The sequence below is a fragment of the Xanthomonas sp. WHRI 6106 genome, assembly GCF_040202405.1.
In the GTDB taxonomy this organism is placed as follows: domain Bacteria; phylum Pseudomonadota; class Gammaproteobacteria; order Xanthomonadales; family Xanthomonadaceae; genus Xanthomonas; species Xanthomonas cannabis.
Genome location: NZ_JBEGFC010000001.1, coordinates 424,048 through 445,938, shown reverse-complemented (window position 1 = coordinate 445,938; position 21,891 = coordinate 424,048). Strand labels below are relative to the sequence as shown.

The 21,891-nt window shown below is 65.4% G+C and carries 18 protein-coding genes; all 18 read left to right on the top strand.

The annotated features are described in order from the left end of the window. Positions 1-47 precede the first annotated feature (47 nt). The 18 genes from gloA2 to ABQZ09_RS01925 all read left to right on the top strand — a co-directional run bounded on the left by gloA2 (position 48) and on the right by ABQZ09_RS01925 (position 21,889). Positions 48-437, top strand: coding sequence for an SMU1112c/YaeR family gloxylase I-like metalloprotein (gene gloA2, locus ABQZ09_RS02010; protein WP_184552281.1), 390 nt, complete (start codon positions 48-50; stop codon positions 435-437). 140 nt (positions 438-577) lie between these two features. Next, positions 578-1,471 (top strand): ABC transporter ATP-binding protein, encoded by an 894-nt coding sequence (locus tag ABQZ09_RS02005; RefSeq protein WP_349775979.1) that lies wholly within the window; start codon positions 578-580, stop codon positions 1,469-1,471. A 12-nt stretch (positions 1,472-1,483) separates the two neighbouring features. Next, a complete protein-coding gene (locus tag ABQZ09_RS02000; RefSeq protein ID WP_349775978.1) occupies positions 1,484-5,083 on the top strand; it encodes an ABC transporter permease/M1 family aminopeptidase in 3,600 nt (1,199 codons plus the stop codon). A 221-nt stretch (positions 5,084-5,304) separates the two neighbouring features. After that, positions 5,305-5,754, top strand: coding sequence for a DUF2147 domain-containing protein (locus ABQZ09_RS01995; protein ID WP_047693663.1), 450 nt, complete (start codon positions 5,305-5,307; stop codon positions 5,752-5,754). 462 nt (positions 5,755-6,216) lie between these two features. Continuing rightward, positions 6,217-9,321 (top strand): TonB-dependent receptor domain-containing protein, encoded by a 3,105-nt coding sequence (locus ABQZ09_RS01990; protein ID WP_349775977.1) that lies wholly within the window; start codon positions 6,217-6,219, stop codon positions 9,319-9,321. A 122-nt stretch (positions 9,322-9,443) separates the two neighbouring features. After that, positions 9,444-11,528 carry a methionine--tRNA ligase gene (gene metG / locus ABQZ09_RS01985; RefSeq protein WP_349775976.1) on the top strand — a complete coding sequence of 695 codons (2,085 nt, stop codon included), beginning with the start codon at positions 9,444-9,446 and terminating at the stop codon, positions 11,526-11,528. Between the two features lie 398 nt (positions 11,529-11,926). Then, positions 11,927-12,517 (top strand): HAD family hydrolase, encoded by a 591-nt coding sequence (locus ABQZ09_RS01980; RefSeq protein ID WP_349775975.1) that lies wholly within the window; start codon positions 11,927-11,929, stop codon positions 12,515-12,517. A 7-nt stretch (positions 12,518-12,524) separates the two neighbouring features. Then, the gene (gene rnfB / locus ABQZ09_RS01975; RefSeq protein ID WP_349775974.1) at positions 12,525-12,944 is read left to right on the top strand and encodes an Rnf electron transport complex subunit RnfB; all 420 of its coding nucleotides are present in this window, start codon (positions 12,525-12,527) and stop codon (positions 12,942-12,944) included. A gap of 167 nt (positions 12,945-13,111) precedes the next feature. After that, entirely contained in the window at positions 13,112-13,900 is a 789-nt protein-coding gene (locus ABQZ09_RS01970) for a hypothetical protein (protein ID WP_349775973.1), read from the top strand. An 85-nt stretch (positions 13,901-13,985) separates the two neighbouring features. Continuing rightward, positions 13,986-14,351 (top strand): DUF4345 family protein, encoded by a 366-nt coding sequence (locus ABQZ09_RS01965; protein ID WP_047693671.1) that lies wholly within the window; start codon positions 13,986-13,988, stop codon positions 14,349-14,351. A gap of 58 nt (positions 14,352-14,409) precedes the next feature. Beyond that, positions 14,410-14,973 carry a sigma-70 family RNA polymerase sigma factor gene (locus tag ABQZ09_RS01960; protein WP_039412353.1) on the top strand — a complete coding sequence of 188 codons (564 nt, stop codon included), beginning with the start codon at positions 14,410-14,412 and terminating at the stop codon, positions 14,971-14,973. Further along, the gene (locus ABQZ09_RS01955; protein WP_349775972.1) at positions 14,970-15,803 is read left to right on the top strand and encodes an anti-sigma factor; all 834 of its coding nucleotides are present in this window, start codon (positions 14,970-14,972) and stop codon (positions 15,801-15,803) included. The genes ABQZ09_RS01960 and ABQZ09_RS01955 overlap by 4 nt, the downstream gene beginning before the upstream one ends. A gap of 346 nt (positions 15,804-16,149) precedes the next feature. Then, a complete protein-coding gene (locus tag ABQZ09_RS01950; protein WP_349775971.1) occupies positions 16,150-17,148 on the top strand; it encodes an acyl-CoA desaturase in 999 nt (332 codons plus the stop codon). Further along, positions 17,145-18,395 carry an NAD(P)/FAD-dependent oxidoreductase gene (locus tag ABQZ09_RS01945; RefSeq protein WP_349775970.1) on the top strand — a complete coding sequence of 417 codons (1,251 nt, stop codon included), beginning with the start codon at positions 17,145-17,147 and terminating at the stop codon, positions 18,393-18,395. The genes ABQZ09_RS01950 and ABQZ09_RS01945 overlap by 4 nt, the downstream gene beginning before the upstream one ends. After that, the gene (locus ABQZ09_RS01940; protein ID WP_349776105.1) at positions 18,395-19,279 is read left to right on the top strand and encodes a DUF1365 domain-containing protein; all 885 of its coding nucleotides are present in this window, start codon (positions 18,395-18,397) and stop codon (positions 19,277-19,279) included. Before ABQZ09_RS01945 ends, ABQZ09_RS01940 begins: the two co-directional genes overlap by 1 nt. Then, on the top strand, positions 19,276-20,568 hold the full coding sequence (locus ABQZ09_RS01935) for a class I SAM-dependent methyltransferase (RefSeq protein ID WP_349775969.1): 1,293 nt from the start codon (positions 19,276-19,278) through the stop codon (positions 20,566-20,568). The genes ABQZ09_RS01940 and ABQZ09_RS01935 overlap by 4 nt, the downstream gene beginning before the upstream one ends. Further along, positions 20,565-21,110, top strand: a complete 546-nt coding sequence (locus ABQZ09_RS01930) for a DUF2878 domain-containing protein (protein ID WP_047693684.1) — start codon at positions 20,565-20,567, stop codon at positions 21,108-21,110. The genes ABQZ09_RS01935 and ABQZ09_RS01930 overlap by 4 nt, the downstream gene beginning before the upstream one ends. Beyond that, positions 21,107-21,889, top strand: coding sequence for a DUF1295 domain-containing protein (locus ABQZ09_RS01925; RefSeq protein ID WP_166743316.1), 783 nt, complete (start codon positions 21,107-21,109; stop codon positions 21,887-21,889). The genes ABQZ09_RS01930 and ABQZ09_RS01925 overlap by 4 nt, the downstream gene beginning before the upstream one ends. The last annotated feature ends 2 nt before the right edge of the window (positions 21,890-21,891 follow it).

Here is a 21,891-nt window from a genome sequence, read left to right as displayed (position 1 = left end):
GTGCCGGCACTGCCCGGCTGGCCCACGTCGATGCGTCGGAGCGCGGCATGATGCTCGCCGGCATCCACCATGTGGCCATCATCGCTGGCGACTACGCGCGCTCCAAACAGTTCTACTGCGGGATCCTGGGCCTGCGCGTGCTCGACGAGCATTACCGGCAGGCGCGCAATTCGTGGAAGCTGGATCTGGCGCTGCCCGACGGCGGACAGATCGAGCTGTTCTCGTTTCCCGCTGCCCCGGCACGCCCCAGCCGCCCGGAAGCGCAAGGGCTGCGCCACCTGGCGTTTCGCGTCGTAGATCTGGACAGCGCGGTCGCGCATCTCAACGCGCACGGCGTGGCCACCGAGGACATCCGCATCGACGAATACACCGGCCGCCGCTTCACCTTCTTCGCCGACCCGGATGCGTTGCCACTGGAGTTATACGAGGTCGGTTAGAACCTGCGGACCTCGCAGCCCGGTTGCGCGGTACGGTCACATCCACTGCATCTGCGCGTCAATGTGGCATGACTTCCGGCGCATGCGGCAATGCGGCAACGCCGTGATGATCGTCAGTACCCAGGGCAAAGGAACCGTCCATGCTGCAGATCCGCGCGTTGTCGAAGACCTACGCCAACGGCGTGCATGCGCTGCAAGGTATCACGCTCGACATTCCCCGCGGCATGTTCGGGCTGCTCGGCCCCAACGGCGCCGGCAAGTCCTCGCTGATGCGCACGCTCGCCACCCTGCAGGAGCCGGATTCGGGCAGCGTGACGCTGACCGGCGCCGACGGCAGCAGTATCGACGTACTCAAGCAAAAAGACCTGTTGCGGCGCCGGCTGGGCTATCTGCCGCAGGATTTCGGTGTGTATCCGAAGGTCAGCGCGCTGGACCTGCTCGATCATTTCGCGGTGCTGAAAGGGCTGACCAACCGTGCACAGCGTAAGGAGGTGGTCGAGCGCCTGTTGCAGCAGGTCAACCTGTGGGATGCGCGCAAGCGCAAGCTAGGCACCTACTCCGGCGGCATGCGCCAGCGCTTCGGTATTGCGCAGGCGCTGTTGGGCAACCCGCAGCTGGTAATCGTCGACGAGCCCACCGCCGGGCTGGATCCGGAAGAGCGCAATCGCTTTCTCAATCTGCTGGCCGAGATCGGCGAAAACGTGGTGGTGATCCTGTCCACCCACATCGTCGAAGACGTCACCGACCTGTGCCCGACGATGGCCATCATGAACAAGGGCCAGGTGTTGCTGACAGGACGGCCGTCCGACGCCATCGACATGCTGCATCAGCAGGTATGGCGCAAGCGGGTCAGCAAGAGCACCCTGCCCGACTACGAAGCGCGCTTCACCGTGTTGTCCACGCGCCTGATCGCCGGCCATCCGGTGATCCACGTGTTCAGTGCGGACTGCCCGGAACCGGGTTTCGAGCAGGTCGCTCCCGATCTTGAGGATGTCTATTTCCAGCGCCTGCGCAAGCACGCGTTGGCTGCCTGACGGAGCGCGGCCATGATCCTGGCGTTCCTGCGCTTCGAACTGCGCGAACAACTGCGCTCGCCCTTCCTGTGGCTGCTAGCCACGCTATACGCGTTGCTGGCCTTTGCCGCGCTGGCCAGCGATGCCGTGCAGATCGGTGGCGGCATCGGCAATGTGCTGCGCAACGCGCCGACCGTGATCGCCAGCGTGCTGGCGATTTTCAGCCTGCTCGGCCTGCTGGTGGCTGCGCTGTTCGTCAGCAATGCGTTGTTGCGTGATTTCGAGCTGGGCACCGCAGAGCTGGTGTTTTCCACGCCGGTGCGTCGCCGCGATTACCTGTGCGGCCGCATCGGCGCGGCGCTGATCGCCGGTACGGTGATGTATCTGGTGATCGCGCTGGGCATGTTCGTAGCGCAGTTCATGCCCTGGATCGACCCGGCGCGGCTGGGGCCGGTCTCGTTATTGCCGTACCTGTGGTCGCTGCTGGTGCTGGTGCTGCCCAACCTGCTGTTCACCACCGCGCTGCTGTCGCTGCTGGCGGTCACCACGCGCAGCATCCTGTGGGTCTACATCGGCGTCATCGTGGTTTTCGTGTTGTATGGCGTGAGCCGTGCACTGCTGGCCGATCTGGACAACGTCTGGGTTGCGACCCTGTCCGACCCGCTCGGCATCCGCGCACTATCGCAAACGCTGCGCTACTGGTCGGCGGAACAACGCAACCTGCAGTTACCTCCGTTGGCCGGCTACCTGCTCGCAAATCGCGCGCTGTGGCTGGGCATGGGCGGGCTGCTGTTCGCTGCGACCTTCGCACGGTTCCGCACCGAACGTAGCGACACGCGTGGTCGCCGCGGCACGACGCCTGCGGCGTCTTCCAGCGCGCAAACAGCCAGCGTGCGTGCCATCACCACCACCGGCCTCACCGTGACGCCCGCCTTCGCGGCCACCACCGCCTTCCGGCAGCTGCTGCGCCAGATCCGTTTCGACACGCTCGGCGTGCTGCGCAGCACGCCGTTCGTGGTGCTGCTCATGCTGGGCCTGGCCAACTTCGTCCCGACCGCGTTGTTCAATGCGCGCCTTTACGGCACCGCCGTGTTGCCGGTCACCTCGTTGATGCTGCAAGCACTGCAGAACAGCTACAGCTTTCTGCTGATCATCGTGGTGCTGTTCTATGCCGGCGAACTGGTGTGGAAGGAACGCGGCAACCGCATCGACGGCATCACCGATGCCATGCCGGTGCCGGATTGGGTTCCGCTGCTCGGCAAGTTCGTCGCCTTGCTGGCCGTGATCGCCAGCTTCCAGTTCGCTGGCGCGTTGACCTCGATCGTGCTGCAACTCGGCCGTGGCTACACCACGATCGAGCCATTGCTGTATCTCAAGACCATGGCGCTCGGCTCGGTGCTGTACGTCCTGATGGGTGGCATGGCCCTGGTGCTACAGGTGTTGAGCAACAACAAGTTCGTCGGCTACGCATTGCTGATGCTGGTGTTGATCGGGCAATCGGTATTGTCGCTGCTCGACTACACGCAGAACCTGTACAACTTCGGAAGCTGGCCCAACGCACCGTATTCGGACATGAACGGCTTTGGCCACTTCCTGCCCGGACAGTTGTGGTTCCAGGCGTATTGGGGCGTGTTCCTGCTGGCCTTGTTGCTGCTGTCCTCGGCGTTCTGGCCGCGTGGTGTCGGCCATGGCCTGCGCCAACGTGCGCGCGTGGCGCTGCGGCGCCTGCGCAGCCTCACCGGCGCGGCACTGGCGATCAGCCTGCTCGGCTTTGCAGCAATCGGCGGCTGGCTGTACTGGAACACCAACGTCTACAACAGCTTCCTGTCGCCGGAACAAGAGCTGGACCTGCAAGCACGTTACGAGCGCGAGTACCGTAAGTACAAGGACCTGCCGCAGCCGCGCATCATCGCCGTGGACAACCACATCGACCTGCATCCGGAAACGCAGTCAGCCGTGATCGATGCCACCTGGACCGTGCGCAATAGCCACAGCGTACCGATCAGCGAGGTGCACATCGGCATGCAGGGCCGCAGCGGCGACCGTAGCCTGGTGACAGTGGATCTGGGCGGGCAGACGCTGATCACACATGACATTCCGGCCGGCTACCGCATCTATCGATTGCAGCACCCGCTGCAACCTGGCGAGGAGCGCATGTTCCGCTTCCGTGTGGACCAGCACCCGCATGGCCTTACCGCCGCGCAGGCACAGACCGATCTGGTCGCCAACGGCACTTTCTTCAACAGCAGGTCATTGCCCTGGTTCGGCTACAACACGCAAACCGAGATCACCGACCGCAACGACCGCCGCAAGCGTGGCTTGGGCGAGCCGACGCGCATGCCCAAGCTGGAAGACCAGGCTGCCCGCGCCAACACGTATGTCAGCAACGATGCTGACTGGCTACAGTTCGCCAGCACCATCTGCACTGCCCCGGATCAGATCGCACTGGCGCCCGGCTATCTGCAGAAGGAGTTCCAGCAGGCTGGCAGGCGCTGCTTCCGCTACGTGATGGATCGCCCGATGCTCAACTTCTATGCCTACCTGTCGGCGCGCTGGCAGGTGCGCAAGGCCTACTACAAGAAGATTCCAATCGAGATCTATTACGACCCCAAGCACCCGTACAACGTGCAACGCATGATCGAAGGCGTGCAGAAGTCGCTGGCCTATTACGAAGCCAATTTCACCCCTTACCAGCATCATCAGGTGCGCATCATCGAGTTCCCGGGCTATGCGGGGTTTGCGCAGTCGTTCGCCAACACCATCCCTTATTCCGAATCGATTGGGTTCATCGCCGACCTGCGCGACAAAAACGACATCGACTATGTGTTCTACGTCACCGCGCATGAGGTGGCGCACCAGTGGTGGGCGCATCAGGTGATCGGTGCGAATGTGCAAGGCGCCACCATGCTGTCCGAATCACTGGCGCAGTACTCGGCGCTGATGGTGATGGAGCGCGAATACGAGCGCGCGCGCATGCGCCGCTTCCTCAAGTACGAACTGGACCGCTATCTGGAAGGACGCAGCGGCGAAACGATCGATGAGCTGCCGTTGTATCGGGTGGAAAACCAGCAGTACATCCACTACCGCAAGGGTTCGCTGGTATTCTACCGCCTGCGCGAGGAACTCGGCGAACAGGCGCTCAATCGCGCATTGCAGCGTTTTTTGCAGGCCAAGGCATTTCAGCAGCCGCCTTACACCACCTCCGCCGAGCTGCTGCAGGCCATTCGTGCCGAGGCACGCCCCGATCAGCAGGCAATGATCACCGACCTGTTCGAAAGGATCACCTTCTACGACAACCGCGTGGTGAGCGCGCAGGCCCGCAAGCGCCCGGATGGACGCTTCGATGTGACCGTGCAGGCGCAGGCGGCCAAGATGCAGGCCGATGGCCGCGGCAAGGAACACGCGGTGCCGATGGACGACTGGATCGAAGTGGCGATCTACGGCCTGCCCTCTGCCAAGAACGCCCCGGCGCCACTGCTGGCGCTGCGACGCCAGCACGTCACCAGCGCAACGCCCAGCTTCACCTTGACTGTCGACGACCTGCCCATCGAAGCCGGGTTCGACCCCGACAACAAGCTGATCGACAGGGTACCGGACGACAACCGTAGACGGATCAGTCTGCTGGCCAATTGACCTGCCGGGTGGAGCAGGCTGTGATGGCCGCAGCAACGTGGCGTGGCTGCGGCGTCCGCCGTAGTCGCGCGCGCGTGGTTCGGAAGGCCGGGGGTGTGCTCACCCTGCAGCGGCCGCGCATGAACGCATCTTCCAGGGCGTCTTTCCCGCACCATACTCCACGGTATACATTCGCGATCAGGCCGCCGACGGCGGCCCTAGCAATCCCTGGGAGGGGACATATGCGCAAGACCTTCAAGACCCTGCTGGTGGCCCTGCCGCTGGCCGCCGCCTCGCTGCTGGCTCAGGCCTCCGACTCGCCGGTCGGTCGCTGGAAGACCATCGACGATGAAACCGGCAAGCCCAAGTCGGTGGTGCAGATCGAACAGGCCGCCAACGGCACCCTCAGCGGCAAAGTCGTCGAGATCCTGCAGTCGGCCAAGGGCCCGAACCCGCTCTGCGACAAGTGCGAGGGCGAGCGCAAGGGCAAGCCGATCAAGGGCATGACCATCCTGTGGGGCCTCAAGGCCGACGGCACCGCCGTGTGGGACGGCGGTTCGGTGCTCGATCCGGCCAAGGGCAAGACCTACAAGGCCAAGATCACCCTGACCGAAGGCGGCAAGAAGCTGCAGATGCGCGGCTACGTGGGCATCGAAGCGCTGGGCCGCACGCAGACCTGGGTGCGTGAGTAACCAGCACATGCGATGGCCAATGGTGGCGTGCAATGCGCCACCATCCCCGTTTGCGCTGTAGACGAGCAGCAAGCGGCGGCCTTCCATTCTCCGACGGGGGTTACCGCGCCACGTAACCGCCCCCCCGTTTCGTTATCTGTGCAGCACGCGAGACCGACCTTCCTGGTCAGCCGCGCGAACCCTCTTGCGGTATACAACTCGCGAGAGCCGCACCCTGGGCGTCACAATCGCTTCCGCCTGCAACTGACGAGTCATCTTCAACGTGCGCCAGCAAGTGCGCCTGGCAGTTCGGCGGCGATGACGAAGTTAATGCGCCAAATACGTAGCAAATGCGAATGGACGCGTTGCAAAAGCGAGCACAACCGTGCATGAATTAACACGGGGTAAACATGTCCCGCGAATTCATCCGCCGGTCATGGCGTTGCGACATGACCGCTGCCCGCTAGAGGAGAGAACCATTCCATGAGTAATCGCACACGTTGGCCACGCGCCAGCTCGCTGAGTCTTGCCCTGATGTCTGCACTGGTAGCCGCCACCACCGCACAGGCGCAGACGGGTGAAGCACCTACAACGGCTGCATCCGACCAGGCCAGTACCGGCGGAGAGGCGAAGCAGCTCGATAGTGTCATGGTGACCGGCTCACGCATCGCCCGTGTCGGGTTCGATTCGTTGGAGCCGGCGAACGTTGTTGGCCGCGAGTACATCCAGGGCTTCGGCTTTACCAACGTGGCCGATGCGATGTTCATCCAACCCAGCTTCAGTGCGGGTGCGTCCTCGCAGGGCGACCAATCCGGCTATGGTGCGGGCGTCAACTTTCTTGGCCGTTTCGGTCTGGGCTCGAATCGTCAACTAACCCTGATCAACGGCCGTCGCTTCGTTTCCTCCAATCCCCCAACCGTCTTCGGCCCCGATGGTGGAGGCACCCAGGTGGATCTCAATGTTGTCCCGACCATCCTGATCGATCAGGTCGAGACCATCGGCGTGGGCGGCGCTCCGACCTACGGCTCGGATGCAATTTCCGGCGTCAGCAACATCATCCTGAGGAAGAACTACCAGGGTGCCGAGGTGCGCATGGGCTATGGCCTCACCGATCGCGGCGACAACGAGCGCTTCAACTATTCGGCGCTGCTCGGCAGCAATTTTGCCGATGGCCGCGGGAACGTGACCATCGCATTGGACGCCGACAACAGCCAGGGCGTCCTCAGCTCGGCACGCAGATTCCTTCGCCAGAGCTATTCGTCCCGTCCCAACCCTTCGGCCAGCGCGATCGCGGCATTTCAGCCGGGCCGGACGCCTGGCAACGACGGCCGGGTAAACCCGCAAACCGGGTTCAATACGGGCGCAAACGACGGCATCCCCGGGCGTGTCCTGATCCGCAATCGCCGCATCAGCGACATGACCTGGGGTGGCGTGTTGTTCCCCGCCGACGGGAACACCGTGCGCGACGCCAGCGGGCAGCTGCGTGGATTCGGCAGCAACGAAGATCAGTTCGTGCAGTTCGATCGCAATGGCAACCTGGTGAGCTACAACCCCGGCACCAATTTTGGCGTCAGCGATGCCTCCGGCGGTGACGGCGTCGATCTGACCGAAACATCCCAGATCATTTCCGACCTGGACCGCAAGTCGGTGTTTGCCCTCGGCAATTACGACTTCAACGAGCACGTCTCCGGCTTTTTCGAAGCCTCCTTCTACAGCTCGACTGCACGCGAGCTGGTCGATCAGAACGTCTATAACGCCGCCGGCTTCGGCGTGGGCGCGGTCGATGGCAGCGGCGACCAGAGCGGCACCTTGAACTTCAACATCAACAACCCGTTCCTCACCGAACAAAACCGGCAGGTGCTGCGCAACCTGGGTGCAGAAGACTTTGTACTTTCACGCTCATCGCGCGACCTGGCCTTGAACAACTCGGGCACCGACACCAACCTGTGGCGCGCGGTCTTCGGCCTGCAAGGTGCGTTCGATGCGGCTGGTCGTAACTTCACCTGGGAGGCGAGCGTCAATCGCGGCGAAGGCAACTTTGATTATTACGGCACCGGACTGATCCAGCAGAACTTCATCAATGCGCTCAATGTCACCCGGAATGGTGCAGGCCAGATCGTCTGCGACAGTGCGGCTGCCGGGACCACCGCCGACCCGGCGTGCGTTCCGTTGAACATCTTCGGCGAAGGTGTAGCCTCTTCGGCTGCGCGCGGGTACGTCACCACGCCGACGCATGCAGAAGCGCAAATGAAGCAGACAGTGTTCAACGCCAATATTACCGGCGCGCTGCTGGACCTGCCAGGCGGCGAACTGCGATTCAATGCCGGCTACGAGCGCCGCAAGGAACAGGGCAACTTCACGCCCAGCGAGTTCGAGCGTCTGGGCCAGGGGCGTTCGGTTCCGATCCAGCCGGCCTCCGGCGAGTACACCACCAACGAATATTTCGGCGAGATTCTTGCGCCATTGGTCAACCCGGACGCCAATATTCCTGGCCTGCACCGGCTGGATGTGACCGGCAAGATCCGCCGGGTTGAAAATACCGTCAACGGCTGGTTCAGCGCCTACACCTACGGGCTGCAATACGAGCCCGTTGCGGGCGTACAGCTGCGCGGCAACAAGACCCGCTCGTTCCGCGCTCCGTCCATTGCCGAGCTCTACACCAGCCAACAGCCCGCGTACTACTTCATCCCCGAGCCTTGCAGCGCAGCGCAGATCGGCAGCGGCCCCCGGCCGGACGTGCGTGCACGCAACTGCCAGGCATTCTTCGACTATTACAGCAACGTCGACCCGGCATCGTTTGAGGAGGCGCCCAGCAGCCAGCTTGGATCGGTCAGTGGCAATACGCGCCTGCAAAACGAGCAGGCAGAGTCGTGGACGGCTGGCATCGTGCTGCAGCCGGAATGGATCAAGGGTCTGCGCATCGCAGCGGACTGGTACGACATCCAGATCACCAACGCGATCACCACGCTGACGGAGGCCGACATTGCCTCAGGCTGCTTCGATAGCGACACCTTCAACGTCAACGACGTCCCCAATGCCAACAGCTTCTGCAGCCTGATCACGCGCAACCCGCAAACCGGTGTGGCCAACAGTATCCGCACCAGCTATACCAACGGCCCGTACACCAACTTCCGCGGTTGGACGGCCGAGGTCAATTATCGGTTTGATCTGGCCGACATGAACTGGGGCACCGGCGTGGTGGATCTGGGCTTCTACGGCTATTTCCCCAAAACCCTGGAAAGCGCGCCGGCACAGGATGTTCCGCCCGACGAAGCGGTCGGCGAGATCAACACCTCGAAGCGGCAATTCCAGTGGAATGCGCGCTACATGAGCACGCACTGGAACCTTGGCCTGAGCGCCAACTACACCAGCGGCGCGGTGTATGACCTCAACAACACGGTCGAGACACGCGACTTTGCAGGCATTCCCAGCTTTACATCCTATGACGCGAACGTGGGCTATGCGCTCGACAGCCACACCAGCGTCAATCTGGCCGCATTGAATGTGACCGACAAGCTGGCGGCGTTTCCGTGGGTCTATGACGGGCTGGGCCGTCGCTACATGCTGACCCTGAATCACCGGTTCTGAGGGCTGCCGGCGACCGGGCCTGGTAAGGGCCCGGTCGCCGGCCTGCAGCCCTGCCCCGGGGACGTTGGCGGGCAGCTGGCATAGCCGTGCGATAATCGCGTGTCCCCCGCATTACGCCTGCCATGACCCGCACCGCACTCGTCACCACTGCCCTGCCGTATGCCAACGGCCCGCTGCATCTTGGCCATCTGGTCGGCTATATCCAGGCCGATATCTGGGTGCGCGCGCGCCGCCTGCGCGGCGACAAGACCTGGTTCGTCTGCGCCGACGACACCCATGGCACGCCGATCATGCTGGCCGCCGAGAAGGCCGGGGTGACTCCGGAAGCCTTCATCGCCAGCGTCCAGGCCAGCCATGAGCGCGATTTCGCCGCGTTCGGGGTGACCTTCGACCATTACGACTCGACCAATTCGCCGGTCAATCGCGAGCTGACCGAGGCCTTCTACACCAGGCTCGAGGCCGCCGGCCATATCAGCCGGCGCTCGGTGGCGCAGTTCTACGACCCGGCCAAGGGCATGTTCCTGCCGGACCGCTACATCAAGGGCATCTGCCCCAATTGCGGCAGCGCCGACCAGTACGGCGACAACTGCGAAGTCTGCGGCGCCACCTATGCGCCAACCGAGCTGAAAGAGCCCAAGTCGGTGATTTCCGGCGCCACGCCGGAGCTGCGCGATTCGGAGCATTTCTTCTTCGAAGTGGGCCATTTCGACGGCTTCCTGCGGGAGTGGCTGGCCGGCGACGTGGCACTGCCCGGCGTCAAGGCCAAGCTCAAGGAATGGCTGGACACCGAGGGCGGCCTGCGCGCCTGGGACATCTCGCGCGATGCGCCGTATTTCGGCTTCCAGATTCCCGGCCAGCCGGGCAAGTATTTCTACGTGTGGCTGGATGCGCCGATCGGGTATCTGTGCAGCTTCAAGACGCTGTGCGCGCAGATGGGCGAAGACTTCGAATCGCATCTGGTGGCCGGCACGCAGACCGAGCTGCATCACTTCATCGGCAAGGACATCGTCAATTTCCACGGGCTGTTCTGGCCGGCGGTGCTGCACGGCACCGGCCACCGCGCGCCCACGCGCCTGCACGTCAACGGCTATCTCACCGTGGACGGCGCCAAGATGTCCAAGTCGCGCGGCACCTTCGTGATGGCGCGGACGTTCCTGGATGTCGGCCTGGAGCCGGAAGCGCTGCGTTATTACTTCGCGGCCAAATCCTCCGGTGGTGTGGACGACCTGGATCTCAACCTGGGCGATTTCATCGCGCGGGTGAATGCGGATCTGGTCGGCAAGTTCGTCAACCTGGCCAGCCGCTGCGCCGGCTTCATCGGCAAGCGCTTCGACGGCAAGCTGGCCGAGGCGCTTCCCGATGCCGCGCAATACCAACGTTTCGTCGCGGCGTTGGCACCGATTCGCGAGGCCTACGAACGCAACGATGCGGCCAGCGCGATCCGCCAGACCATGGCGTTGGCCGACGAGGCCAACAAGTACATCGACGACACCAAGCCGTGGGTTATTGCCAAGCAGGACGGCGCCGATGCGCAGTTGCAGTCGGTGTGCACGCAGGGCCTGAACCTGTTCCGCATCCTGGTGGCTGCGCTCAAGCCGATCCTGCCGCGCACCTGCGCCGAAGCCGAAGCGTTTCTGTCTGCGCCGATGACCAGCTGGGAAGACGTCGAGCGCCCGCTGACGACGCATACGATCCAGCCCTACACCGCCCTGTTCACCCGTATCGACCCCAAACTGATCGACGCCATGACCGACGCTTCCAAAGACACTCTCGCCGCGCCTGCTGTACCCGCTGCAACCGCCAAGCCCGCACCAGCCAAGGCCGACGCAAAGCCCGCCGCCGCTGCGAATCCCCAGTCCCCAATCCCCAATCCCGGCCTCATCGGTATCGACGATTTCGCCAAGCTCGACCTGCGCATCGGCAAGGTGCTGGTCTGCGAATTCGTGGAAGGCTCGGACAAGCTGCTGCGCTTCGAACTGGATGCGGGCGAGCTGGGCAAGCGCCAGATCTTCTCGGGCATCCGCGGCAGCTATGGCGAACCGGAAACGCTGGTCGGCCGCAGCGTGGTGTTCATCGCCAACCTGGCCCCGCGCAAGATGCGCTTCGGCATCAGCGAAGGCATGATCCTGTCGGCCGGCTTCGACGGCGGCGCACTGGCGCTGCTGGATGCCGATGATGGCGCGCAGCCGGGTATGCCGGTGCGGTGAAGCGGGATTCGGGATTGGAGATTGGGGATTCGTAGAAGCAACACCTGATTTGGTCTGCGAGACATGCTCGGTGAAGCTCCAGGATCTGACCACTGAGAGATTTCAAAAGCGAGTGCCGAGCCCGTTTCCACACATCCCCGAGGTGCAAGCCCCTCTCCCGCCGGGAGAGGGGCCGGGATGAGGGTACGGTGCGGAGCCCTGACGTCTTTCCAGACTGCATGTGGCTTCGCCCGTACCATCATCCGCCCCTGCGGGGCACCTTCTCCAACAGGGAGAAGGGAAAACGGATTGGCCCGAGAAATACAGCGCCCTCCCCGACTCTCGCTCCCGACTCTCGCTCCCGAACCAACTCTCGCCCCCAACTTTTACGAATCCCCAATCCCAAATCCCAGCCCCCCATGCACCTGGCCCTGTTCGATTTCGATCACACCATCACCACCTGCGACACCTACGCGCGCTTTCTGCGCAAGGTGGCGGCGCCGGCGCAGGTGGCAGCGGCAAAGTGGCAGGTCGGCCCCTGGGTGCTTGGCTATCGCATGGGCATTGTGTCTGCAGCGGCCCTGCGCGCGCGCGTGACGCGCCTGGTGTTCAGTGGCCGCGTGCTGGACGAGATGGTCGCGCATGGCGCCGATTACGCGCGCACCGCACTCCCGGGCGTGTTGCGTGCCGAGATGATGCAACGTATCGACTGGCATCAGGCGCAGGGGCACGAAGTGGTGCTGGTGTCGGCATCGCTGGATCTGTACCTGCAACCGTGGTGCGCGCAACACGGGCTGTCGCTGATCTGCAACCGGCTGGAGCACCACGGCGGCCGCCTCAGCGGGCGCTATGCCCAGGGCGATTGCGGGCCGCACAAGGCCGCGCAGATTCGCGCGCGCTACGATCTGTCGCACTATGCGTGCGTGCATGCCTATGGCGACAGCCGCGAAGACAAACCCATGCTCGCACTGGCGCAACAGCGCTGGTTTCGCGGCCATCCGCTGCACTGATGCGGCAATGATCACGCCTGTGCCCGACCTGGTCGAACGCCTCGACCGCCTGCTGCCGCAGACCCAGTGCGGCCAGTGCGGCTACGACGGCTGCCGCCCGTACGCGCAGGCCATGGCCGATGGGCGTGCCGGCGTGGACCATTGCCCGCCCGGCGGCGATGCCGGCGCGCGGGCGCTAGCCCGGGTGCTGGGTGTGCCGGCGCGCCCCTTCGATCGCAGCCGCGGCGCGCACAAAGCGCCGCAGGTGGCCTGGATCGTGGAAGCCGATTGCATCGGCTGCACCAAGTGCATCCAGGCCTGCCCGGTGGATGCCATCGTCGGCGGTGCCAAGCACATGCACACGGTGATCGCACCGCTGTGCACCGGGTGCGAGCTGTGCCTGCCGGCATGCCCGGTGGATTGCATCGTGCTGCACGCCGCCGGCTAGGCATCGGCATCGGTACTGGCCCTGCGCGCTCCCAGCCGCGCGACCCGACGCGGCGCCGGACCGGTGGCCCCAGTCCTACATGCGGTCAGGAACGTCCTGACCCCGCCGGCGCATCCGTGCTGCGGCCGCGCCCGTATTGCTAGGCACTCCCATCGAGGACTCCACCGATGCGTCCATTTGCTGCTGCCGTTGCCGCACTGGCCAGACACTGCCGGCCGATTCCGCCGTTGCTGCTGCTGGTGCTGGGCAGTGCGCCGCTGTCGGCCGCAGCGGTCACGCGCGTGGAAGGCGATGCCTTCGATGCCGACAACGGCGCACTGCGGTATCGCGAATCGCACTGGCTGCTCGACGACGGCGGCCGGTTGGTGCTGTATCGCTGCCCGAACGGGCAACCCTTTGCGCGCAAGCAGGTCGAAGGCGGCGGCACCGCGCCCGACTTCAGCCTGCTCGATGGACGCGACGGCTATCGCGAAGGCGTGCGTCGGCGCGATGGCGTGCGCGAAATGTTCCAGCAGCTGCCCGGCAAACCCGAACGCCATACGCCACTGCCGGCCGGCGAAGACGAGCGCGTGATCGATGCCGGCTTCGATGCATATCTGCGCACCCACTGGGACGCGCTCGCCGGCGCCCCGCAGCGCGTGGACTTCGTTTTGCCCAGCCTGCAGCGGCAGCTGGCGTTCAAGGTCGAACGCATCGACGACAGCGGCGGCCAGCGGCGTTTGCGCATTTCGCTCGATGCGTGGTACGGCGCGGCGGTGCCGTCGCTGGAGGTGCGCTATTCCATCGCCAACAAGCGTCTGCTCGAATTCCGCGGCGTCGGCAACCTGCGCGATGCGCAGGGGCGTTACCCGCGGGTGCGCATCGTTTTCCCGGACACCGCTGCGCGTGCCAGCACCGATGACGAGCTGCGCCAGGCGCGCGAGCAGGCGCTGGCCCGCAGCTGCGAGGCGCCGTGAGCCACACGCGCCACATCTTCACGCCCGACCACACGCCGTTGCGTACAACGGCCCGGGCACCCATTCCTCGTACAGGACCACCGTCATGGCAAAAGCCTATCTCTGGATCAACGCAGTGCTCTACGTCGTCCTGGCGATCTGGTGCACGCTCTCCCCGACCAAGACCGCGAACGCGGTCGGCTACACGCAGCTGTCGCCGGCCGGCCAGTCGGAATATCTGGTCATCTATGGCGGCCTGCAGCTGGGCATGGCGTTCCTGTTCGGCTATTTCGCCTGGATCGACCAGCCACGCACCGGCCTGCTGGTCGCACTGGCCTTCTACGTCCCCATCGTGCTGTTCCGCAGCGTCTCGTTGGCGCGCCTGTGGCCGGTCTCCGCGCCTACCGTGGCGCTTGCCGGCGTGGAGATCCTGCTGCTGCTCGCAGCCGTGCTGCTGTGGCTGCGCAAGTGACAGACAGCGCCTGCCCAGTCCGGTAGCATCGCCCCCACCTTACCCAACGCCCGACCGCATGAGTGCCATTCCTGGCCACGACGACGATGAAACCGGACGCCTGCTGACCGCAACCGCGGGCGGCGACCGGCATGCCTTCGAAGCGCTGTACCGGCAGACCTCGCCCAAACTGTTCGGGGTCTGCCTGCGCATGATCCCGCAACGTGCCGAAGCCGAAGAGGTGCTGCAGGACGTGTTCACGCTGATCTGGCACAAGGCCGGCCAGTTCGACCCCAGCCGTGCGCGCGGGCTGACCTGGCTGGCGATGATCGCGCGCAACAAGGCGATCGATCACCTGCGCGCCAACGCGCCGCAGCGCCGCAACGTGGCACTGGACGATGCAGGTGAACTGCGCGATGGCGATGTCTCGCCGCTGGAGCGCACCGAGCGTGCCAGCACGCGGCGGCGCATCGACCACTGCCTGGCCGAGCTCGAGCCGCCACGCAGCGAATTGATCCGCACCGCGTTCTTCGAAGGCATCACCTACGAAGAACTCGCCGCGCGCACCGATACACCGATCGGCACGGTCAAGAGCTGGATCCGCCGCGGCCTGGCCAAACTCAAGGCATGTCTGGAACGATGAGCACGCCCTTTCCCATCGACCAGGAACCGCCGCGCGACGTGCTTGCCGGCGAATACGTACTAGGTCTGCTGAGCGCCGAAGAGCGCCTGGCAGCCGAACAGCGCATTGCCACCGACGGTCAGTTCGCGCAGGCGGTGCTGCAGTGGCAGGCGCATCTGGCGCCACTGCTGGAAGAAATCGCCGCGGTGACGCCCCCCGACCAGGTCTGGGCGCAGGTGCGCCAGAGCCTGGCCTTCGACACCCCGCTACGTGCCGTGCCTTCGGCAACGCCGGCCATGACCACCGCGCCGGTCGCGCCGTTGTGGAACAACGTGCGGTTCTGGCGCTGGGCCAGCGCGGGTGGCGTTGCCACCGCGGCCGTCTGCGTGCTCGCACTGCTGACCTTGCGCACGCCGCAGGCACCGGTGCCGCCACCGACCTCGGGGCCTGTGGTGCAGACGCCGGTCACCCCGCCTGCAGTCACGCCGCCGCCGGCCACCGGCATCGCCATGACGTCCACCCTCGCCACCGAGGACGGCCGGCCGGGGTATGTGGCGCTGATGGATGCCGACAAGCACACCATCACCGTGACGCCACTGGATCGCACCGCCACCGCCGACAAGGTGCCGGAGCTGTGGCTGATCACTCCCGACGGCAAGGCGCATTCGATGGGCACCTTCGACGACCAGCGCGCACGTCGCGCGCAGATTCCCGATCAGCTGATGCCCATGCTGAGCAACGAGGCGATCCTGGCCGTGACGCTGGAGCCACCGGGCGGTGCGCCGGGTGGCGTGGCCACCGGCACCGTGGTCGCCAAGGGTGGCATCAGCACGCTGGCAATGGCGCCCTGATCCATCGTGGCACCCACCTGTTGCGCGTCGCATGACGGTGCGCAGCAGGCGTTTGCCAATCGTCTTCGCAGTGCATTGGCCCCTGCCGGCTCCCGTCGGCAGGGAGCCGTCAGGCCTGCGCGAGACGCGCCGATCTGGCTGGCATGCGCCCCTGTCTGCGCAGCGTCTTTCACAAGCAGCCTCATCCGCGTCAGTGATACTGGGTGCACACATTGGTGTGCGCGTTGCGCGATTGCCTGGTGCAGCCGACCGGGCCTCATCCATGCATGCGACGATCAAGCGGGCTGGTGCATCTATTGGCCGGCCGTTTCCGTAGAGGGTCACGACTATCCATGGAGATTCATGCGTGCCGAGTACTGAACTCGACCCTCGCGCTGCACCGCCCCAGCCGCCCTCCACGCAGCGCCGTGGCTGGGTTGCATCCCGTGTCGGCAGCCTGCGCCGCTGGGTGGATTCGCAAACCGATGAGCCGCTGGACGAGGCGCGCGCCGACCGGGTCGACTGGCTGCGTGCCCTGCCCTTCATTGCGCTGCATGTGGCCTGCCTTGCGGTGTTCTGGGTGGGCGCGTCGTGGTTTGCGGTCGGCACGGCGTTGGCGCTGTATGCGCTGCGCATGTTCGCCCTCACCGGGTTCTATCACCGCTATTTCTCGCATCGCGCGTTCAAGACCTCGCGCGTGCTGCAGTTCGTGTTTGCGGCCATCGGCGCCACCTGCGTGCAGCGCGGGCCGCTGTGGTGGGCGGCGCATCACCGCAACCATCATCGGCATACCGACACCGGCCGCGACCCGCATTCGCCGGCCCACCATGGCTTCTGGTGGAGCCATACCGGCTGGTTCCTGACCCCGCGCAATTTCCGCATTGACTGGGAGGCGATCCCGGATCTGCGTCGGTTTGCCGAGCTGCGCTTTCTCGACCGCTTCGACATCGTGATGCCGGTGCTGCTGGCGCTGGGGCTGTACCTGCTTGGCGACTGGCTGGCCGATGCGGCGCCGGCGCTGCAGACCACCGGGCCGCAGCTGCTGGTGTGGGGGTTCGCCATTTCCACCGTGGCGCTGTTCCATGCAACGTTCACCATCAACTCGCTGGCGCACCGCTTCGGCAGCCGCCGCTTCGACACGCGCGACGATAGCCGCAACAACTGGCTGCTGGCGCTGATCACCTTCGGCGAAGGTTGGCACAACAATCACCATTTCTTTCCCGGATCGGCGCGGCAAGGCATGCGCTGGTGGGAGTACGACATGACCTGGTACGGCCTCAAGGCGATGTCGTGGGTCGGGCTGGTGTGGGATCTCAAGCCGATGCCGGCCATGCTCACCCGCCGCGCGCAGCGGGTGTCGCGATGAGCGAGGGCCAGATTGCCGTGGTCGGCAGCGGGATTGCCGGCCTGGGCGCCGCGTGGCTGTTGTCGCGTCGCTACGAAGTCACCTTATTCGAAGCGGCAGACTACCTGGGCGGTCACACGCATACGCATGACCTCCAGGTGGACGGTCAGCGCTATGCGGTGGACAGCGGCTTCATCGTGTTCAACCCGCAGCACTACCCGTTGCTCACCCGCCTGTTTGCCGAACTGGACGTGGCCGCCCAGCCGACCACGATGAGCTTTTCGGTGCACGATGCCGGCAGCGGGCTGGAATACAACGCCGGCACGCTGGACGGGCTGTTCTGCCAGCGCCGCAATCTGCTCAGCCCGCGCTTCTGGGGCATGCTGGCCGACCTGCGCCGGTTCTACCGCCAGGCACCGGCGGTACTGCACAGCGAGGAGCGCTTCAGCACCCTGGGCGCGTATCTGCAGCGGCATGGCTACTCGGCGGCGTTCCGCGACCAGCACCTGGTGCCGATGGCATCGGCGCTGTGGTCCTCGCCGTCGCAGACCATCCTTGAATTTCCGATGGGCCAGCTGATCGGCTTCATGGCCAACCATCACATGCTGCAGATCAGCGGCCGGCCGCAATGGCAGGTGGTGCGCGGCGGCTCCAACAGCTATGTGCGTGCGCTGCGTCGGCGCTGGCAGGTGCTGGAGCGCCTCTCCACGCCGGTGCATGCGATCCGGCGCGTGCCCGATGGCGTGGTGGTGGCGTCCTCGCGTGGCCAGGAACACTTCGATGAAGTGGTCCTGGCCTGCCATGCCGACGATGCGCTGGCATTGCTCAGCGATGCGACCGATGCCGAGCGACAGATCCTGGGCGGGATCACCTACCAGGACAACGACACCGTGCTGCACACCGATGCCCGCGTGCTGCCGCGCGACCGGCGTGCCTGGGCGGCGTGGAACGCACACGTACCGGCCGACCCGCAGGCGCCCTGCACGGTGAGTTACTGGATGAACGCGCTGCAGTCGATCGAATCGCCGCAGCCGTTCATCGTCAGCCTCAATCGCGATCACGACATCGACCCGGACAAGGTGCTGCGGCGCATGCGCTATCGCCACCCGGTGCAGAACGCGGCCGCACTCGCGGCACAGGGCCGCAAGGCCGAGATCCAGGGCGTGCAGCACACCTGGTTTGCCGGCGCCGCATGGGGCTTCGGCTTCCATGAAGACGGCCTGCGCAGCGGCGCGGACGTGGCGCACGCGCTGGGAGTGAGCTGGTGATGCAGTTGCTGCGCGAAGCCGGCCCGGGTGCCGTGCCGCTGCCTCCCGGTGAGGACAGCGGCTCCGCCAGCATGGCAGGCGCACTGCGCAGCGCGGTCTATACCGGATGGGTGCGGCACCGACGCTTCGTGCCCAAGCCGCTGGATTTCCGCTATCGCCTGTTCCTGATGTACCTGGACCTGTCCGAGCTGGATCGGGTGTTTGCGCACCGCTGGCTGTGGTCGGTGGGCCGGGCCAATCTCGCGCAATTTCGCCGCAGCGATTATCTCGGCGACCCGCAGATTCCGCTGGACGAGGCGGTGCGCGCGTGTGTGCACGCGCACACTGGCGAGCGCCCGGAGGGCGCGATCCGCTTGCTGACGCATCTGCGTTACTTCGGGCATGTGTTCAACCCGGTGAGCTTCTACTACTGCTTCGATCGCCACGATGCGCTGCGCTGGATCGTGGCGGAGATCACCAACACGCCGTGGCAACAACGGCACACCTACGTGCTGCCCGTCGCACAGGCGCGTACCCATCGCGATGTGCACGCATGGCGCTTCGACAAGCGCTTCCACGTGTCGCCGTTCATGGGCATGCAACATCGCTACGACTGGCGCTTCAGCGTGCCGGATGCGCAGCTGCGTGTGCACATGGACGTGCTGGATGCGCTCGCCGACGATGCCGCGGGTGCCATCGACAACAGCCCGGTGCGTCGCTTCGATGCCACCTTGGTGCTGCAACGCCAGCCCCTGACTGGGCGCACCCTGGCGCGCACCTTGTTCGCTTATCCCCTGATGACCGTGCAGGTGGTGGTCGCCATCCACTGGCAGGCACTGCGCCTGTGGCTGCGCGGCAACCCGGTCCACGACCATCCCCATCCGCCTGTGCGAGATCCCCGATGAACGCCACGTCCCTGCCCGATACCGCTGCGCCGCGCGCGGCCTCCTGGACGGACCGCCTGTTGCGCAAGCGCCTGCTGGCCACACTCGGCGAGCTCCGCGACGGGCAACTGCACCTGCACGAGGCCGACGGCGTCACCACGCTCGGCAACGCCAGCGGCGCGCAGGCGCTGCAGATGCAGTTGCGCGTCATCGACCCCGGCTTCTATCGCCAGGCCGCGCTGAATGGCAGCGTGGGCGCTGGCGAGTCGTACATGGATGGCCAGTGGCAGTGCGACGACCTGGTCGCGCTGATGCGCCTGCTGCTGCGCAACCGCGCGCGGCTCGATGCAATGGAAACCGGCACCGCACGCATCGGTGGCTGGGCGATGCGCAGCCTGCACGCGCTGGCCCGCAACACCCGCAGCGGCAGCCGCCGCAACATCGCCGCGCATTACGACCTGGGCAACCCGCTGTTCAAGCTGTTCCTGGATGAGAACCTGATGTACTCCTCGGCGATCTTCGTCGATGGCGAAGAAGCGCAGGGCGAGGTGGCCCTGGAGCGCGCCGCCACCCGCAAGCTCGAACGCATCTGCCAGAAACTGCGCCTGGGTCCGCAGCATCACGTGGTGGAGATCGGCACCGGCTGGGGCGGTTTTGCCCTGCATGCCGCGCGCGAGCACGGCTGTCGCGTCACCACTACCACCATTTCGCGCGAGCAGTTCGACCTGGCCACGCAACGCATCGCCGATGCCGGCCTGGGCGACCGGGTCACCGTGTTGCTGAGCGACTACCGCGACCTGCAAGGCCGCTTCGACCGCGTGGTTTCGATCGAGATGATCGAGGCGATCGGCCACCAGTATCTGGACACTTATTTCGCCAAGGTCGGCAGCCTGCTGGCCGACGACGGCGAAGCGCTGATCCAGGCCATCACCATCGAAGATCATCGCTACAAGCAGGCGTTGCATTCGGTGGACTTCATCAAGCGCCACATCTTCCCCGGCAGCTTCATCCCGTCGGTGGCGGCGATGACCGGTGCGATCGCACGCGCCAGCGACCTGCGGCTGTTCAACCTGGAAGACATCGGCCCCAGCTATGCGCTGACCTTGCGCGCCTGGCGGCAGCGTTTCATGGCGCAACTGCCGCAAGTGCGTGCGCTGGGCTACGACGAGCGCTTCATCCGCATGTGGGAGTTCTATCTGGCCTATTGCGAGGCCGGCTTTCTGGAGCGCTCGATCGGCGACGTGCATCTGTGGCTGAGCAAGCCCGGCGCACGTCCACCGCAGTTCGTGCCGGGCCTTGCGGGCGCATGAAGCAACTCGGCAACTATCTCGGCCTGCAGGTGCTGTGGCTGGTAGCCGTCAGCGCCGCCGCGCATGCGCGGGTGTGGCCCACGCTGCTGGTGCTGGCGCTGTTTGCCTTTTATCAGCTGTGGCCGTCGCGACGCGCTGCGGGCGATGTGCAGTTGATGGTTGCCGGCCTGTCGCTGGGGCTGTTGCTGGATACCACCCTGGCCGCCGGCGGCTGGCTGCGCTACGCCGCGCCCTGGCCCGGGAGCGTGCTGGCGCCGCCGTGGATCCTGGCGTTGTGGCTGGGCTTTGCGCTCACGCTCAACCACTCCTTGCGCAGCGTGATGCAGCGGACATGGCTGGCGGTGCTGCTTGGCGCGGTGTTCGGGCCGGTGTCGTACTGGCTGGCGCAACGCAGCTGGCATGCGGTGGAGCTGTTGCCGCCGCAACTGCATGCCGCGCTCGCGCTGAGTGTTGGCTGGGGCCTGGCCTGCGGCGTGTTGTCGCTGTATGCACAGCGCCTGGCGCGACCATTGCCGCAGACCATGACCGGAGAACTGCAATGAGTGCCTGGCCGCTGCTGCATGTCGCGCTATTTGCCACGGGGGTGATGGTGCTGGGCTGGCTGTGGCAGCGCCGCAGCGGCAATGCCGGCCCGGTGGATGTGTTGTGGGCCGGCTGCCTGGCGCTGGCCGCGCCCTATTGCGCGTGGATGGCCGACGGCGCGCCGTTGCCGCGCGTGCTGGTGGCGGTGCTCGGCGGCGTCTGGGGCGCGCGCCTGGCCTGGCATCTGGGTGTGCGCGTGTTCGGCGACCCGCACGAAGACGGCCGCTACCGCGCATTGCGCGAGCATTGGAACGGCAGCCAGGCCAAGTTTCTCGGCTTCTTCCTGGCGCAGGCGGTGGTGGTGGTGCTGTTTGCGGTGCCGTTCCTGGCTGCAGCAAGCAATCCGGAGCCGCATTGGAGCGTGTGGAGCAGTATCGCGATCGTGGTGTGGTTGATCGCCGTGGGTGGCGAGGCTCTGGCCGATCGGCAGCTGTCGGCGCACAAGGCCAATCCGGCCAACCGCGGCACCACCTGCCGCAAGGGGCTGTGGCGCTATTCGCGCCACCCGAATTATTTTTTCGAGTTCGTGCACTGGTTTGCCTATCTGGCGCTGGCGGTCGGGGCCGGGCCCTGGCCGGTGGCGCTGTGCGCGCTGGGGCCGGTGGTGATGTTCGTGTTCCTGTATCGCTTCACCGGTATTCCCTACACCGAGCAGCAGGCGCTGCGCTCGCGTGGCGAGGACTACGCGCACTACCAGCGCACCACCAGTGCGTTTTTCCCGCTTCCCCCTTCGTCCTGAGT